The organism is Pseudomonas sp. R2-37-08W (assembly GCF_003851705.1).
GTDB lineage: Bacteria > Pseudomonadota > Gammaproteobacteria > Pseudomonadales > Pseudomonadaceae > Aquipseudomonas.
In genome coordinates, this window is record NZ_CP027728.1 from 545,015 (window position 1) to 560,405 (window position 15,391).

Annotated in this window: 8 protein-coding genes; 4 read left to right on the forward strand and 4 right to left on the reverse strand. The window is 61.7% G+C overall.

Annotated features, from left to right (window positions below):
• Window positions 1–124: 124 nt before the first annotated feature.
• A complete protein-coding gene (putA, locus tag C4J93_RS02315; RefSeq protein ID WP_124428486.1) occupies window positions 125–4,078 on the reverse strand; it encodes a trifunctional transcriptional regulator/proline dehydrogenase/L-glutamate gamma-semialdehyde dehydrogenase in 3,954 nt (1,317 codons plus the stop codon).
• 460 nt (window positions 4,079–4,538) lie between these two features.
• On the opposite strand from putA, the gene putP reads away from it, so the two are divergent.
• The 4 genes from putP (at window position 4,539) to C4J93_RS02340 (ending at window position 9,884) form a co-directional block, all read left to right on the forward strand.
• Window positions 4,539–6,023, forward strand: a complete 1,485-nt coding sequence (gene putP, locus C4J93_RS02325) for a sodium/proline symporter PutP (protein WP_124428488.1) — start codon at window positions 4,539–4,541, stop codon at window positions 6,021–6,023.
• Between the two features lie 202 nt (window positions 6,024–6,225).
• Window positions 6,226–8,244, forward strand: a complete 2,019-nt coding sequence (gene tssI / locus C4J93_RS02330; protein WP_124428489.1) for a type VI secretion system tip protein TssI/VgrG — start codon at window positions 6,226–6,228, stop codon at window positions 8,242–8,244.
• Window positions 8,244–8,969: a DUF4123 domain-containing protein gene (locus C4J93_RS02335; RefSeq protein ID WP_124428490.1), complete on the forward strand. Its 726-nt coding sequence runs from the start codon at window positions 8,244–8,246 to the stop codon at window positions 8,967–8,969. Before tssI ends, C4J93_RS02335 begins: the two co-directional genes overlap by 1 nt.
• Before the next feature lie 78 nt (window positions 8,970–9,047).
• Window positions 9,048–9,884: a 23S rRNA (adenine(2030)-N(6))-methyltransferase RlmJ gene (locus C4J93_RS02340; RefSeq protein WP_124369347.1), complete on the forward strand. Its 837-nt coding sequence runs from the start codon at window positions 9,048–9,050 to the stop codon at window positions 9,882–9,884.
• Window positions 9,885–10,020: 136 nt separating this feature from the next.
• On the opposite strand, the gene msrA is transcribed toward C4J93_RS02340, so the two are convergent.
• From msrA to aceF, 3 genes are all read right to left on the reverse strand, one after another.
• Window positions 10,021–10,668, reverse strand: coding sequence for a peptide-methionine (S)-S-oxide reductase MsrA (gene msrA / locus C4J93_RS02345; protein WP_124365575.1), 648 nt, complete (start codon window positions 10,666–10,668; stop codon window positions 10,021–10,023).
• A gap of 72 nt (window positions 10,669–10,740) precedes the next feature.
• Window positions 10,741–13,434 carry a bifunctional diguanylate cyclase/phosphodiesterase gene (locus tag C4J93_RS02350; RefSeq protein ID WP_124365576.1) on the reverse strand — a complete coding sequence of 898 codons (2,694 nt, stop codon included), beginning with the start codon at window positions 13,432–13,434 and terminating at the stop codon, window positions 10,741–10,743.
• Between the two features lie 303 nt (window positions 13,435–13,737).
• On the reverse strand, window positions 13,738–15,381 hold the full coding sequence (gene aceF, locus C4J93_RS02355; RefSeq protein WP_124428491.1) for a dihydrolipoyllysine-residue acetyltransferase: 1,644 nt from the start codon (window positions 15,379–15,381) through the stop codon (window positions 13,738–13,740).
• Between the last annotated feature and the right edge of the window lie 10 nt (window positions 15,382–15,391).

The window sequence follows — 15,391 nt, forward strand, 5'->3', positions numbered from 1 at the left end:
CTCTGCGTGGAAACGCCTCTCTTGACGCTCCGCGTCACGCTTCTGGACGCAGAGCGTCCTTGAGCTGCATTCCCACGCGGAGCGTGGGAACGATCAGCCCCCTCCCACATTTTTTTTACCGCGTTTAACCGATGGTCATCAGGCTGGCGTTACCACCTGCAGCAGCCGTGTTAACGCTCAACGCCCGCTCGATCACCAACCGCTCCAGGGCAATGGATGTCTCGCCCTGGGACAAACCATGCACCCCAACAATCGCCCCACCGCGCTGCGCCACTTGCTGGCACACCGCACGCAGTTGGTCGGAATCACCGTGATGCAGCACAGCGTCGAACCCCACGTCGTCCTTGGTCCAGTCGGCCACGCGCTTGATCTTCGCCTGAATATCCTTCGGCAGGCGTGGGAACACGGCCTTGGTCAGCTCGGTTTCCGGCCATACCGCAGAACCGCCTACCGCCAATACCGCAGCGAGTTGGGTCAGCAGGTCACCTTCCACTTCCGCCAGGCACAGCACGTGTTCACGCGGCAGGATCGCATAGCTGTTGCGCTCGCCGGTCGGGCCGGCCAGTTGGCGAGTGATACCGCTTTGCGACTGGGCGGCGAATTGGCTGCACAGGGCGCTCAGTTCGCTGAAGTTGTGGCTGTCGGCCCAGGTTTTCAACGCGGTCAGCGGTTGGCTCATGGCGTCGCGCAGGCGCAGGTCCGGTGCGGTCAATGCGTCGCCACGTACGAAGGATTGCTCGATCGCATCGGTAGGACGAGTCGACAGCAGGCGGTACAGGTACAGCGGGCCACCGGCTTTCGGGCCGGTACCCGACAGGCCTTCGCCGCCGAACGGCTGCACGCCCACCACGGCACCCACGATGTTACGGTTGACGTAGACGTTACCGGCATTGACGTTGTCGATTACCTTGGCGATGGTCTCGTCGATGCGGGTGTGCACGCCCAGGGTCAGGCCGTAGCCGGAGGCATTGATCTGGCCGATGAGCTGGTCGATCTCTTTGCGCTTGTAGCGCACCACGTGCAGCACCGGGCCGAAGATTTCGCGCTGCAGCTCGTCGAAGCTTTCCAGCTCGATCAGGGTAGGCATCACGAAGGTGCCACGCTTGATCTCTTCGCCATCGGCAATCGCCACCTGGTAAACGTTGCGGCCTTTGTCGCGCATGGCCTGGATGTGTTTCTCGATACCAGCCTTGGCTTCGGCGTCGATCACCGGGCCGATATCCACCGACAGGCGTTCCGGGTTGCCCAGGCGGCATTCCGCCATGGCGCCCTTGAGCATTTCGATGACACGGTCTGCCGAATCTTCCTGCAGGCACAACACGCGCAGGGCCGAGCATCGTTGGCCGGCGCTGTCGAAGGCCGACGACACCACGTCAATCACCACTTGTTCGGTGAGCGCCGAGGAATCCACGATCATCGCGTTCTGGCCACCGGTTTCGGCGATCAGCGGAATCGGACGGCCCTGGGCATCCAGGCGACCGGCGACATTGCGTTGCAGCAAGCGTGCAACCTCGGTGGAGCCGGTGAACATCACGCCTTTGACACGATCATCACCGACCAGGCGGGCACCGACACTTTCGCCCTGGCCCGGCAGCAATTGCAGCACGCCTTGCGGAATACCGGCTTCGAGCAGAATGCGCACGGCCTGGGCGGCGACCAGCGGGGTTTGTTCGGCCGGTTTGGCCAGCACCGGGTTACCGGCAGCCAATGCCGCCGCGACCTGGCCGCTGAAGATCGCCAGCGGGAAGTTCCAGGGGCTGATGCACACCACCGGACCCAATGGGCGGTGGGCGTCGTTGGTGAAATCGTTACGCGCCTGCACCGCGTAGTAGCGCAGGAAGTCCACGGCTTCGCGCACTTCAGCGATAGCGTTGGCGAAGGTCTTGCCGGCTTCACGGGCCAGCAGGCCCATCAATGGCTGAATCTCGCCTTCCATCAGGTCGGCGGCGCGCTCCAGGATCGCGGCGCGTTCGGCGGGCGGAGTGGCCTGCCAGATCGGCGCGGCGCTGATGGCGCACTGGATGGCGTTGTCGACGTCTTCGACGGTGGCCTCCTGAACGTGACCGACCACATCGCGCACGTCGGACGGGTTCAGCACCGCTGCAGCCGGTTGTTCGCTGGCGGCGCAACCGAGCATCGGCGCGGCTTTCCAGTCGTTGTGGGCGGTGGCCAGCAGGGCGCAGGACAAAGATGCCAGGCGATGCTCGTTGGCCAGGTCGATACCGGCCGAGTTGGCGCGGTCGCTGCCGTACAGGTCACGCGGCAGCGGGATACGCGGGTGCGGCAGGCCGAAGCCGCCTTCCGCCGTCGCCATCTGCTCGATGTTCGCCACTGGATCGGCTACCAGCTCCTGAATCGAGATGGAGTGATCGGCGATGCGGTTGACGAACGAGGTGTTCGCACCGTTTTCCAGCAAGCGACGTACCAGGTACGCCAGCAGTGTTTCGTGAGTGCCGACCGGTGCGTACACGCGGCACGGACGGTTCAGCTTGCCTTCGGAAACTTTGCCCACCACTTGTTCGTACAGCGGTTCACCCATGCCGTGCAGGCATTGGAACTCGTACTGGCCGGGGTAATAGTTCTGACCGGCAATGTGATAGATGGCCGACAGCGTATGGGCGTTGTGCGTGGCGAACTGCGGGTAGATGGCTTCCGGCACCGACAGCAGTTTGCGTGCGCAGGCAATGTAGGAAACGTCGGTGTACACCTTGCGGGTGTACACCGGGTAGCCTTCCAGGCCCTCGACCTGGGCGCGCTTGATTTCGCTGTCCCAGTACGCGCCTTTGACCAGGCGGATCATCAGGCGGTGGCGGCTGCGGCGGGCCAGGTCGATGACGTAGTCGATCACGTAGGGGCAACGCTTCTGGTAGGCCTGGATCACGAAACCGATACCGTTCCAGCCGGTCAGTTGCGGCTCGAAGCACAGGCGCTCGAGCAGGTCCAGGGACAACTCGAGGCGGTCGGCTTCTTCGGCATCGATGTTCAGGCCGATGTCGTATTGCTTGGCCAACAGGGTCAGCGACAACAGGCGCGGGTACAGTTCGTCCATCACCCGCTCGTACTGCGCGCGGCTGTAACGCGGGTGCAGGGCGGAGAGCTTGATGGAGATGCCTGGGCCTTCATAGATCCCACGGCCGTGGGACGCTTTGCCGATGGAGTGAATGGCTTGTTCGTACGAAGCCAGGTACTTCTGGGCGTCGTGTTCGGTGAGGGCGGCTTCCCCGAGCATGTCGTAGGAATAGCGGAAACCCTTGGCTTCGAACTTGCTCGCGTTGGCCAGGGCTTCGGCGATGGTCTCGCCGGTGACGAACTGTTCACCCATCAGGCGCATGGCCATGTCGACGCCCTTGCGGATCATCGGCTCGCCGCTTTTGCCGATGATGCGGCTCAGGGACGAGGTCAAGCCTGCTTCGTTATGGGTCGCGACCAGTTTGCCGGTCAACAGCAGGCCCCAGGTAGCAGCATTGACGAACAGCGACGGGCTGTTGCCCAGGTGGGGGTGCCAGTTGCCGGTGCTGATCTTGTCGCGAATCAGCGCATCGCGCGTGCCTTTGTCGGGGATGCGCAGCAGCGCTTCGGCCAGGCACATCAGCGCCACGCCTTCCTGGGACGACAGGGAAAATTCCTGCAGCAGGCCCTGAACGATACCGGCACGGCCGCCAGCGCTTTTCTGGTTGCGCAATTTTTCCGCAATCGTGGCGGCCAGCTTGTTGGTGGCTTCGGCCATCTCTACCGGCAGGCGCGCCTGCTCGATCAACATCGGCACCACTTCCGGCTCGGGGCGACGGTAAGCGGCGGTGATCGAGGCGCGCAGTACCGATTGCGGCAGGATGCTCTCGGCGAACTCAAGGAAGCACTGGTGGGCGTGGTCATGCTGGACTTCGCCAGCGTCGTCGGCATCCTTGCTGCCCGAGCCGTTGAGCTCGGAAAGGGTTGCACCACCCTCGAGTTTCTCCAGGTAATTGAAAATTGCCTGTTTGATCAGCCAGTGCGGCGTGCGATCAATGGAGGACGCGGCAGCCTTCAGGCGCTCGCGGGTCGGGTCGTCGAGTTTGACCCCAAGGGTGGTCGTAGCCATTTTCTTATCCTCATGGGTGCCACTACCGAGTGGCATCTGCTGGCGGCAAGATTAGCCTCGCCCATGAAGAGGTGCAACCGGGTGCAACCCTTTTTATTCAGGAAATTTCCGACGGTTGATCGGAAAAATCCGGCCTTCTCTCGAATTGACTTCTTGTTGGTGCATTTGCTTCTGAGATGGATTGTTCTTGCTCCGAAAAGGAGCAAAAAACCGGTGTTTGTCCTGAAATCCGCGTAGGTGCAACTTATTCGCGAGAAACTGGTTGCACCTTATTTGCTTTGTTGAATAGCATTCGCGCACCAAGGTGCAACCACTTCCACAGGTCGGTTCATCGGCTGGCGGCTTTCCTGGGGAAACGCCAGTCATAAATGCGCGGCAGGCAGCATCGTTTACCGGTTAACCACCGGTAGCGGGCTGACAGACCGTCGCTACATAAAAACAAAGCCAGGGCGTCACTTCTATGAGCGTTAGTAATCCCACCCTGATCACGTTCGTGATCTACATCGCAGCAATGGTACTGATCGGCTTGATGGCCTATCGCTCCACCAATAACCTTTCCGATTACATCCTGGGCGGCCGCAGCCTCGGTAGCGTGGTGACCGCTTTGTCCGCCGGCGCTTCCGATATGAGCGGCTGGTTGTTGATGGGCCTGCCGGGCGCGATCTACATGTCGGGCTTGTCGGAAAGCTGGATTGCTATCGGCCTGATCGTCGGTGCCTACCTTAACTGGCTGTTCGTGGCCGGCCGCCTGCGCGTGCAGACCGAACACAACGGCGACGCCCTGACCCTGCCGGATTACTTCTCCAGCCGCTTTGAAGATAAAAGCGGGCTGCTGCGGATCATCTCCGCTGTGGTAATCCTGGTGTTTTTCACCATTTACTGCGCCTCCGGCATCGTGGCCGGTGCCCGTCTGTTCGAAAGCACCTTCGGCATGTCCTACGAGACTGCGCTGTGGGCCGGTGCTGCGGCGACCATCGCCTATACCTTTATCGGCGGTTTCCTGGCTGTCAGCTGGACCGACACCGTACAAGCCACACTGATGATCTTCGCGTTGATCCTGACGCCAATCATCGTACTGCTGGCGACCGGCGGCGTGGACACCACCTTCCTGGCCATCGAAGCCAAGGACCCGACCAGCTTCGACATGCTGAAAAACACCACTTTCATCGGAGTGATCTCGCTGATGGGCTGGGGCCTGGGTTACTTCGGCCAGCCGCACATCCTCGCGCGGTTCATGGCGGCGGATTCGGTGAAGTCGATTGCCAAAGCGCGTCGCATCTCCATGACCTGGATGATCCTGTGCCTGTGCGGCACCGTGGCGGTGGGCTTCTTCGGCATCGCTTATTTCTCGGCGCATCCTGAGGTGGCCGGTCCCGTGACCGAAAACCCTGAGCGCGTGTTTATCGAACTGGCCAAGATCCTGTTCAACCCATGGATTGCCGGTGTATTGCTGTCGGCCATCCTGGCGGCTGTCATGAGTACCCTGAGCTGCCAATTGCTGGTGTGCTCCAGCGCCCTGACCGAAGATTTCTACAAGGCATTCCTGCGCAAGGGCGCGTCCCAGCTTGAGCTGGTGTGGGTCGGTCGGATCATGGTGCTGGTGGTGGCCTTGATCGCCATCGCCCTGGCCGCCAACCCGGAAAACCGTGTACTGGGCCTGGTCAGCTACGCCTGGGCCGGTTTCGGCGCCGCGTTCGGGCCTGTGGTGCTGATCTCGGTGATCTGGAAAAACATGACCCGCAACGGCGCACTGGCCGGCATCCTGGTCGGCGCGATCACCGTAATCGTGTGGAAGCACTTCGAAGTGCTGGGCCTGTACGAAATCATCCCAGGCTTCATCTTCGCCAGCCTGGCGATCTACTTCGTGAGCAAGATGGGTGCCCCGACTGCCGGTATGGTCGAGCGCTTTGATGCTGCGGAAAAAGACTACAACCTCAACAAGTAATACAGCCGGGCGTTGATCGCCTGGTATTCGAAAAGAAGGCCCACGTCCTATGGATGCTGGGCCTTTTTTTATGAAGAAAAAAAGCCCTGCGCAGGATTTCGGCACTGTCGATGTAGGACGTTACTTATTTGCCGGCACAGCGCTCGACTCGGCAAACGGCTGAGGCAGAATCGCTCACCCACCCTTCGCAGAGAAACACCGGATGTTCGCTCCTGCCAATCAAAGTGCCTTTAACCTGACCCTGGACGGGGAGCCTTATGATCTCAAGGTTCATGGGTTCATGGGCGACGAATTTATCAGCCTGCCCTTTCGCTTTGACCTTGAGTTGGTGAGCGAGCGACCCGATCTGGACCTCGATGGCCTGCTGCACCGTCAGGCGTTCCTCGGGTTTGACGCTCAGGGCCACGGTATCCATGGCCGAGTTTACCGGGTCGCGCAAGGCGATTCGGGCAAGCGGCTTACCCGTTACCAGATCACCCTGGTGCCGCAGTTGGCCTATCTGGAGCACAGCACTCACCAGAGGATCTTTCAGCAGAAAACCGTGCCGCAGATCATTGCTCGGGTGTTGGAGGCCCAGGACATTCAGGGTGATACCTTCGAGTTCCGCCTGAGCGGAAAATATCCCGAGCGTGAGTACTGTGTTCAGTTCGACGAAACCGATCTGCAGTTCATCCAGCGCTTGTGCGTTGAGTCGGGCATTCACTATCACTTTCAGCACAGTCCCGAGCGTCACCTGTTGGTGTTTGGCGATGACCAGAGTGTGTTTGGCCAGCCGGACCAGGTCACCCCCTACCTGGCCGGTTCCGGGATGGTGGCCGAGGCCCCTGCGATAAAGCGCTTTATCCTGCGGCTGAAAACCCGTACCGCCGGCGTGAACCTGCGGGCCTACGACTTCAAAAAGCCCAGCCTGGTGTTGGAAAGCACGGCCTCCAGCGGGCAGCACCTGCCCCTGGACGAGCAACGTTACCCTGGAAACTTTACCGATCGTGCGCATGGCAAGTACCTGGCACAGCGTGTGTTGGAGCGTCATCGCAGCGACTTTCGCCAAGCCAGCGGCATCAGCGATCAGCCGGCCTTGGGCACTGGGCGGTTTCTGAAGATGGCTGGCCACCCGCGTCAGGAGTGGAATGACCTGTGGCTGGTTACCCAGTTGCACCACACGGGGCAACAATCGCAAGTGTTGGAAGAGTCTGCGCCTGACACCTATAGGGATGACTTGCCTGCGGGTTACAGCAACGATTTTGTAGTGACGCCCTGGGATGTGCCGTTTCGAACGCCTCTGATCACGCCCCGGCCGCACCTATCCAGCTACCAGAACGCGGTGGTCACCGGGCCTGTCGACAGTGAAATCCATTGCGACGAGTACGGTCGTGTCAAAGTGCAGATGGCCTGGGACCGCGACGGTGAGCACAACGATCATTCCAGCTGTTGGCTGCGCGTGGCGAGCGGCTGGGCCCATGACCGTTATGGGGCGGTGCTGATCCCGCGAGTCGGCATGGAGGTACTGGTGGGTTTCGTCGATGGCGACATGGACATGCCGCTGGTCATGGGTTGCCTGCCCAACGCGGCGAATCGTTTGCCCCTCGACCTGCCGGCGGACAAGACCCGCAGTATTTTTCGCAGCCAGAGCAGCCCTGGTGGCGGAGGCTACAACGAACTGCGCATCGAAGACCGCAAGGGCGCCGAGGAAATCTACCTGCGCGCTCAGCGCGACTGGACCCAGCATGTATTGCATGACCAACAGGTGCAGGTCGATAACCAGCGCCGGGTGAGGGTGGGCGGCGAATCGCACCATGAGTTGCAGGGCGAAGAGCAGCGCATTACCCATGGCAACCGCCTGACGGAACTCAAGCAGGATGACCACCTGGTGGTCGGCGGTTCTCAGCACATGCGTGCCGGTCGCACCCTTCAGTTGGCGGCCGGGCAAAGCATTGTTATCGACGCGGGAGCCAGCGTTACGATTCAGGCGGGAGGGCAGTCGATCACGCTGTCGGCGGGCGGTATTTTCAGCAGCGTGCCGATCCAGCTTGGCGGGGCGCCAGCCCCTGCGGCGGCGCCGTTGAAGCCGGGCTTGAAGGAGGCAGCACTGGCGGCGGTCCCGCTCCCTCTGAGCCCTGTGCAGATTGAGAGCCTGAAACGCAGCGCGCCTTTTTGTGAAGAGTGCGAACGCTGCCGTGACGGGCAGTGCAGTATCCCCGAGCATGCACGGAGTGTTCCTTGATGCAGACGCCCATGGACCCCAGCACCTGGCTGGCGCAGTTCCCGCTGCTTGCCGGTGAGCGAGTCTTTGCCGTGCTAGGCACTACCAGTGACGCCAAGCCACTCGCCGCCTGGCAAGCCATGACGGCAGGGCCGGCGCCGCACGCGATCTGGGCCGGCACGGCCTACGACGCTTGGGATGAGGTGATGCCTTACGTGGGCATCGTCGAGTCGGGCAGCGCATTTCTCGATTGGGTCGCCACTGTGCAAGCCATGGATTGGGGTTGGCTGGCGGTATCCTCCAGCCCGTTGGAAACCGTGGTTGCCCATCTGCAAAGCTTGACCAAGGTGTTCATGCCCAATGACCAGGCGGTGTTCCTACGCTTCTGGGATGGCGCTCAGTTTCAGCCGATGTGGCAGCAATTGGGTGACGAGGCGGGGAAGGTCTTGCCGGTGTTTGGACGTTATCTGATCAATGGCCAGCCGCTGACAGTGGCGACTGGCCCGGTGACACCCGCGAAAACCTGGCCCTGGTGGCGAGTGCCTGCGCCATTGCTCGAGCACCTGGCTGAGCAGTCGCCGCAGGTACTTGTCGACAATCTGCTGCAATGGTTGCAGGAGCAGCGTCCCGATCTGTATGCCGCCTTCACGCCGAGCACGTTGCGGCACAAGCTCACCTGGCTCGCGCGAAGGCCGGGAGTCAACCATGCAGCGCTGGCCGATTACCTCGCTGCGCAGTTGAGTTAACAAAAACATCAGCCGCCATGCGGCCCTGCACCTTTGCGCCGGTAGAAGGTAAACTTCGCCCCCTGCGCAGGAGCAACCATGAATTATCGTCACGCCTTTCACGCCGGCAACCACGCCGATGTCTTCAAACACCTGACCTTGACCCGCCTCATCGCCTTGATGTCGCGCAAGGAGCAGCCGTTCGCCTACCTCGATACCCACGCCGGCATTGGCCTGTACGACCTGCAGGGTGACCAGGCCAACCGCACCGGTGAATACCTGGAAGGCATCGCCCGCCTGTGGGGCGCAGACGACCTGCCGCCGCTCACTGCTGATTACATGCGCGTGCTGCACGAAATGAACCCGGATGGCCAGTTGCGCTACTACCCAGGTTCGCCGGAACTGGCGCGGCGCCTGACGCGTCCCCAGGACCGTGTACTGCTCAACGAAAAGCACCCGGAAGACGGCGTGCTGCTCAAGGACAACATGAAGGGTGATCGTCGGGTCAAGGTGCACCTGGGCGAAGGCTGGCACGTACCGCGCGCCTTGTTGCCGGTGCCGGAAAAACGCGCGCTGATGCTGATCGACCCGCCGTTTGAAAAGCTCGATGAAATGCAGCGTTGCGCGGCGTCCCTCAAGGAAGCCGTCAGCCGCATGCGCCAGACGGTCGCGGCAATCTGGTACCCGGTGAAAGACCCGCGCATGTTGCGCCGCTTCTACCAGGACCTGGCCGGCACCGGTGCGCCGAAACTGTTGCGCGTAGAGCTGCTGGTGCATCCGCTGGACACGCCCAACACCCTGACCGGCTCAGGCCTGGCAATTGCCAACCCGCCGTGGGGCCTGGAAGAGGAGCTGCGTGAATTGCTGCCGTGGCTGTCCAGGCAACTGGGCCAGACCCAGGGCGGGTGGCAGATGGATTGGCTCATCGCTGAATAGCTTTATCTCAAGCCAGACACAAAACCAGTGTGGGAGGGGGCTTGCCCCCGATAGCGGAGTGTCAGTCAGTACATCTGTCACTGATACACCGCAATCGGGGCAAGCCCCCTCCCACATTTTGAGCTGTGTTGCCCCTTTATATCGGGCAGGTCACGCCGGTGCCGCCGATGCCGCAATAACCCTGGGGGTTCTTCGCCAGGTACTGCTGGTGATACGCCTCGGCGAAGTACACCGTCGGCGCTTCGTCGATTTCGGTGGTGATCTCGCCCAGGCCGGCCTTGGTCAGCTCTTGCTGATAAGCCTGGGCACTGGCTTTGGCCGCCGCCAGTTGCTCCGGCGTGGTGGCATAGATTACCGAGCGGTATTGGCTGCCGATATCGTTGCCCTGGCGCATGCCCTGGGTCGGGTTGTGCAGTTCCCAGAACATCTTCAACAAGTCTTCGTATTTCACTTTGGCCTGGTCATACACCACTAGCACGACTTCGCTGTGGCCGGTCAGGCCTGAGCAGACTTCTTCGTAGGTCGGGTTCGGCGTGAAGCCGCCGGCGTAGCCGACCACGGTGCTGACCACGCCATCGCGCTCCCAGAATTTGCGTTCCGCGCCCCAGAAGCAGCCGAGGCCGAAGATCGCAAAACCGACGTCGTCGGTAAACGGGCCCAGCAGCGGGTTGCCGTTGACGAAATGCGTCTGCGGCAGGTTCATCGGGGTTTCACGGCCAGGCAGAGCTTGTTCTTGAGTAGGCAGCACGTTTTTGTTCACCAGAATTTCCGAGCGCAAGACCATGATCAGTCCTCTCGTCAGGTTGATTAGCAGTAAATGGTCAGACAGCCAGTGTGCCCGAGTGTTACAGCGCTGTCAGGCGATTGGCCCGCGTGGGTAGCGTTTAAGCTTCTCCAGCAGCTCTGCGCCGGGGATTGGCCGGTCGAACAGGTAGCCCTGGCCCACGTCGCACCGATGCCGGCGCAGGAACGCCAATTGCGCGGCGGTCTCGATGCCTTCGGCTACCACCTTGAGCTTGAGGTTGTGGGCCATGGCGATGACCGCCGAGGTGATTTCCATGTCGTCCTGGTTATCCGGGATTTCGTGGATAAAGCTCCGGTCGATCTTAATGATGTCGATGGGGAATTTTTTCAAGTAGCTCAGCGACGAATAACCGGTGCCGAAGTCGTCCATGGCCAGGGTCAGGCCAAAGCTCTTCAGTTGGTCCAGTTGCAGGCGCGTGTCTTCGGTGGCCTCCAGCAGCAGGCCTTCGGTCAGCTCCAGCTCCAGCAGATTGGCCGGCAGCTGTTCTTCCTTGAGAATCGTGGCGATCGAGGCCACCAGGTCCGGGTCGGAAAACTGCTTGGGCGACAGGTTGATTGCCACCTGCAGATTCCCCAGCCCCGCTGCCGTCAACTGCCGACTCATGCGGCACGCCTGGCGCGCGATCCATTTGCCGATGGGGATGATCAAGCCGGTCTCTTCGGCCACGCTGATGAACTGGTCGGGGCGGATCATGCCCTTTTCAGGGTGGTTCCAGCGCAACAACGCTTCCATACCCAGCAGGCGGCCGCTGCGCAGGCACAGCTTGGGCTGGTAGAACACATCCAGCTCGTTCTGGGTCAGGGCGCGGCGCAGGTTGTTTTCCACGAACAGTTTGTAGCTCGCTTCGGCATTCAGGGCTTCGGTAAACACCTGCACCTGGTGTTTGCCGTTGGCCTTGGCCTTGTGCAGGGCCAAACCGGCGTTGCGCATCAGGGTCTGCGGGTCGCGGCCGTGCAGCGGTGCGCAGGCCAGGCCTACGGAGCCGGTCACGCTGATCAATTGGTTGTCGACGAACATCGGCTTGTCGAGGGTGGCCAGCAACTGGCTGGCGACCTGCTGGCCGGTCTCCAGGTCGGCATCATCGAGCAGCACCGCAAACTCGTTACTGGCAAAGCGCGCCAGGCTGCCGCCGCTGCTCAGGCTGTTGCGTAGACGACGGGCCAGGCTGATCAGCAGCTTGTCCCCGGTCTGGTGCCCGAGGCTGTCGTTGATGCGCTTGAAGTTGTCGATGTCCACCAAAAGCAGGCTGATCGGGCTGTCGCTGTCGCGGGCAAAGCGCTCGTCGAGGTTGCGGATGAAGGCCGGGCGGTTGCCCAGGTTGGTCAGGTTGTCGGTGTAGGCCAGGCGTTCGATGCGCTGTTGCGCCAGCTTGGTCTGGGTAATGTCTTCGTAGATGCCGATGTAGTGGGTCAACTCGCGGTTGTCGCCATACACCTTGGAGATCGACAGCTGGCCCCAGTAGGGTTCGAGGTTTTTGCGTCGGCTTTTGAATTCACCTTGCCAGCTGTTGCTCTTGGCCAAGCTCGACGGCGCATCGAACAGCAACTCGCTGAGGTTCTCCAGGGCCGGCAACTGCGCCAGGCGGTGGCCGTGCACCTCTTCGGCGCTGTATTGGGTGATCGCGGTAAAACTTGGGTTGACGTACTCCACCACGCCATCGCAATTGACCAGCAGAAAGGCGTTGGCACTTTGTTCCACGGCACGCTGGAACAGGTGCAGAGCGCTGGTGGCGGTGCGGCGGTTGTGGTTGTTGATGACCTGGGCGAACTGGTCCGCCAACTCGCCGGCAAAGGCGATTTCATCGGACTGCCAGGCACGCGAACTGCCGCTTTGCTCCAGGCACAGCACGCCAACGACCTGGCCATCCACCCGGATGCTCGCGTCGAGCATGGCGTGGATATCCTTGGCGAACAGGCTTTCGGCCATTTCCCGCGTACGCGGGTCGCGCAAGGCATTGGTGGCATCGATCGCGCGGCTGCTGTGCAGGGCTTCGAGGTAATCGGGGAAGCAACTGGCGTCAATCGCTTCAGGCACATGGTATTGCTGATCGGCGCGGTGATAGGCCGAAATCGGCACCAGGCGCTGGCCTTCCAGGTTCCAGATGCTGGCGCAATCGATCTGGTAAATGTCGCAGGCGCTGCGGGTGATCAGTTCGGCGGCTTCTTGCAGCGAATTGGGCGTGGTGTAGCGTTGGCGGGCCAGCAGCAGGATCAACTCCTGCTGGGCGCGTACCCGCTCCAGGTGCTGCAGCTGTTCCTGTTGCGCGCGCTGGTTGAGTTCCAGGGCGATTTGCAGGCGGCTGTTCTGGTTCTCCAGGTCGGCGGTCGGCACCGTGGCGGGAATTTCGCTGAACAGGCCATCAACCACCATCAGGTAGCCGCGCAGCAGGTGGCGATTGTGTTGTTTGTAGGCCTCGCCCATTTCCAGCAGGCTCAGCGGGCCATCGTTGGTGTGCAGGGTGTAGCGCACCAGGTAGTGGGGGCTGAGGCTCAGTTGCTGCTGGATCGCGTCGTGCAGTTGATAGCGTGCCTGGGGCTCCATCAGGCTGGCGTACGGCGTGCCGATCAGGGCACAGAGCTCGACCGCCGGCAGGCCGAATTGGCGCTCGCAATTGGGGTCGAGGTAGAGCAGCGCCCAGCTTGCCTCATTAAGCCGCTCGAAACGCAGCATACCGAGGCGCGAAGGCACCGGTAATTGCGTCACTACCTCGGCCGCCGTTCGGGCGACATCGGGTTGGCTTTTCATGGGGGAAACTCGCTTGGAAAAATGCGCACGGCGCCGGGCTCACGCCCTCTTTACTGTTGCCTGCGGCAAGGTTGCATCATGCGGCACGCACTGACAAGAGAGGATGAAGGCTAAGTGCTATAACCCTGTTATCGGCCACGCAGGGCGTTTCTGCAGTCGAAGTGACGGAAGGTGTACAAGCCTGTCCTATGTATACAACAAACGGGCAAAAAAAGCCCCGCCAAGTGGCGGGGTTGAGGTACGAGCGTGGCGCTCGGAAATCGGTGCGGCAAAGGCCTCCCGCTCAGGGGAGGCCGCTGCGGCTTACAGCAGGATGGTGCGGATGTCGTTCAGCAGCTGGCTCAGGCGCTGGGTGAAGCGTGCCGCCGCCGCGCCGTTGATCACGCGGTGATCGTAGGACAGCGACAGTGGCAGCATCAGCTTGGGCTGGAACGCTTTACCGTCCCAGACTGGCTGGATAGTTGCCTTGGACACACCCAGGATCGCCACTTCCGGCGCGTTGACGATTGGCGTGAAGCCAGTACCGCCAATATGCCCGAGGCTGGAGATGGTGAAGCACGCGCCCTGCATGTCGTCCGGGGTGAGCTTCTTGTCGCGGGCCTTGGCGGCCAACGCAGCAGCCTCGGCAGCCAGTTGCAGCAGGCTCTTCTGGTCGACGTTCTTGATGACCGGTACCAGCAGGCCGTCAGGCGTGTCTACCGCGAAGCCGATGTGCACGTACTTCTTGCGAATGATCGCCTTGCCGCTTGGCGCCAGCGAGCTGTTGAAGTCCGGCAGTTCCTTGAGCAGGTGCGCACAAGCCTTGAGCAGCAGAGGCAACACGGTCAGTTTCACGCCGGCCTTCTCGGCCACCGCTTTCTGCGCAACGCGGAAAGCTTCCAGGTCGGTGATATCGGCCTGGTCGAACTGAGTCACGTGCGGGATGTTCAGCCAGCTCGCGTGCAGACCTGCCGCGCCGATTTGCATCAGGCGGGTCATCGGCACTTCTTCGATTTCGCCAAAACGGCTGAAATCCACGGTGCGGATCGGCGGAATGCCCGAGCCACCGGTAGCGCCGCCGGCAGCTGGCGCTTCCTTGGCTTTCTGCATCATGGCCTTGACGTAAGCCTGCACGTCTTCCTTCAGCACACGGCCGTGAGGGCCGCTGGCCGAGACGGCGCCCAGCTCGACACCGAACTCACGGGCCAGCTGACGCACGGCAGGGCCGGCATGAACCTTGGCACCGCTTGGCGCAGGCGCGGCGGCAGGAGCCGGTGCAGCTTCGGCTTTTGCAGCCGGGGCAGGAGCAGCAGCGGCCGGAGCCGCTTCAGCCTTGGCCGCAGCCGGAGCGGCGGCAGGTGCTGGAGCAGCAGCAGGCGCAGCGCCTTGTACTTTCAGCTTGAGGATGAAATCGCCAGTGCCGACTTCGTCTTCCAGCTTGACCCCGATGCTTTCCACCACGCCTGCAGCCGGCGATGGGATTTCCATGGAGGCCTTGTCGGACTCCAGGGTGATCAGCGACTGGTCGGCTTCGACGGTGTCGCCGACCTTGACCAGCAGCTCGATGATCTTGGCCTTGCCCGACGAGCCGATGTCCGGAACGTGGATGTCCTGGACGGTGGCGGCGGCAGGTGCAGCGGCCGGGGCTGGAGCAGCCTCGGCAGCAGCAGGCTTTTCAGCAGCCGGCGCAGGTGCAGCGGCAGCAGGAGCCGCCGCAGGGGCCGCATCAGCGGCACCTTCGATTTCCAGCTCCAGCAGTTCGTCGCCTTCTTTCAGGCGGTCGCCCAGCTTCACTTTCAGGCTTTTGACCACGCCGGCCTTGGGAGCAGGGATTTCCATGCTCGCCTTGTCCGACTCCAGGGTCAGGATGCTCTGGTCGGCTTCGACGGTGTCGCCAACCTTCACAAACAGCTCGATTACTTCACCTTCACCGCTGCCGATGTCAGGTACGCGAATGAGTTCGCTCACAAAAAATCTC

Excerpts from the sequence above, each read along its gene's own strand:
- putA (WP_124428486.1), bottom strand. The coding sequence starts at position 4,078 with ATGGCTACGACCACCCTTGGGGTCAAACTCGACGACCCGACCCGCGAG.
- C4J93_RS02350 (WP_124365576.1), bottom strand. The coding sequence starts at position 13,434 with ATGAAAAGCCAACCCGATGTCGCCCGAACGGCGGCCGAGGTAGTGACG.
- C4J93_RS02335 (WP_124428490.1), top strand. The coding sequence starts at position 8,244 with ATGCAGACGCCCATGGACCCCAGCACCTGGCTGGCGCAGTTCCCGCTG.
- tssI (WP_124428489.1), top strand. The coding sequence starts at position 6,226 with ATGTTCGCTCCTGCCAATCAAAGTGCCTTTAACCTGACCCTGGACGGG.
- C4J93_RS02340 (WP_124369347.1), top strand. The coding sequence starts at position 9,048 with ATGAATTATCGTCACGCCTTTCACGCCGGCAACCACGCCGATGTCTTC.
- msrA (WP_124365575.1), bottom strand. The coding sequence starts at position 10,668 with ATGGTCTTGCGCTCGGAAATTCTGGTGAACAAAAACGTGCTGCCTACT.
- putP (WP_124428488.1), top strand. The coding sequence starts at position 4,539 with ATGAGCGTTAGTAATCCCACCCTGATCACGTTCGTGATCTACATCGCA.